The organism is Candidatus Jidaibacter acanthamoeba, from assembly GCF_000815465.1.
GTDB lineage: Bacteria > Pseudomonadota > Alphaproteobacteria > Rickettsiales > Midichloriaceae > Jidaibacter > Jidaibacter acanthamoebae.
On sequence record NZ_JSWE01000002.1, the window covers coordinates 1 to 1,579 of the forward strand.

Consider the following 1,579-nt stretch of genomic DNA (forward strand, 5'->3'; position numbering starts at 1 on the left):
GGAGATAAAGAGGAAAGTTCGGAGAAGAGACAGAATGCTGAAGATAAGGAAGGAGTAAATAAAGAGAAGAAAGAGGAAAGTAAAAAGTCCAAAGCAACTGCTAAGCCTGAAACAACGACAAAACCGACAGGTAATAATAATCAAAACAGCAGAGCAAAACAAGAGCAGAACAAAGCATCTGATCAAGGTGAAAAATCTGGAGAGGAAAATAAAAAGTCTGGTACAGAAAATAACACTAAAAATGATTTTTCTCCTGCTGATACAAAATCTAAAATTAATCCTGATTCCTATAACAATGAAAGAGATAATTTAAGGAATAGCCAGGAAGATAAGAAAGTTGGTAGAGCAAATCAAGAAGTTAGCAAACCTTCAATTGAGTTTTTTGTCAGAGATGTTGAGGGGACTAATAAAATATTCCAACATGGATTTACCATATTTACAGATAGTCAGGGTCAGAAAACCATAATTACAGGTTTTCCTGAAAGTAGAGGAGTTATAGGTATGTTAACAAAAAACCTACAGGTTATTGATGCTCCGTATACAGCTGAAAATAGCTATTTATTTGGGGATGATTGGAAAGCGGAAGATGTTGAACATTGTAGATTGCATACATGGGAATTAAGTAATGATATGGAACTGAAAATAGAATTGTCAAAAGCAAGAGAAGTAATAAAAATAATTGAAACCGGTAATAATGGAGGCAGATATGACTACGATTTCTGTTTAACTGATAAATGTTGGGGAAGTAATAGCAATACATTACAAGGAGCGATACATAACGCCATGGGTCATAAATTAATAATACCTAAAGGCTTTTCTTTACCGGGTATAAATGGTAAATTTTATAATGGTCTATTAGATGATCTTTTACAAAAAATGGGAGCAGAATTACAAAAAGAACAACCATAAGGATGGAAAAAAGTATGAAAATAAAATATATGATAAAATTATTATTTATAATAGGTATTGGATTTATAAGTGGAAAAATTGGGGTTAGAGAGCTTTATGATTTGAAAAGACCATTTAAATTTGAAAAATATAAAACTGCTTTCCAATTAGAAGAAGAAATTAAGAGAAGATTTCCAAATAAAACAGATGTACATGAAGCTATAAAAATTCTTAATGACTCTAGAGCAAGATGTATAATTAAAACAAGTTATGAAAGTACATATCCATATATACACAAAGGAGCTAAGTATATAGTAACCTGTAGTTATCAATCAGACTTTCTTGCTTTAAACCCTCTTGTTAAATACAGAGCTATATTTCAGACAGATGAGAATTATAAAATAATTTATTCTGGGGCAATGAGAGTAAATGATGCTTTTGTTATCTAGGTTAATCTTTTCTAAATATAGTCCAGAATATAATATATAAATTTACTGAAGAGCTACAGGAGGAATGACACCTAACCTAAGGATTAGTGGAGATAGGAGTATAAAGAATAAAGACTTTACAGCATTTTTATCCGGGATATTTGGTGAAGAAGTGAGAGTAGAGGCTGGTAAGCTGATATATGAGGGGGATAATATTAAGGGGAGTAAGGTATATGAGAAGAAGGTAGGAGAGGAAGAAGTAA

General features: G+C 31.7%; 2 protein-coding genes. Both read left to right on the forward strand.

Annotation, left to right across the window (positions count from 1 at the left end; all coding sequences use genetic code 11):
* A partial coding sequence (locus NF27_RS12120; RefSeq protein WP_039454453.1) for a hypothetical protein occupies window positions 1–909 on the forward strand: 909 nt, incomplete at its 5' end.
* 14 nt (window positions 910–923) lie between these two features.
* Entirely contained in the window at window positions 924–1,337 is a 414-nt protein-coding gene (locus tag NF27_RS00025; RefSeq protein WP_152606797.1) for a hypothetical protein, read from the forward strand.
* Window positions 1,338–1,579 lie beyond the last annotated feature (242 nt).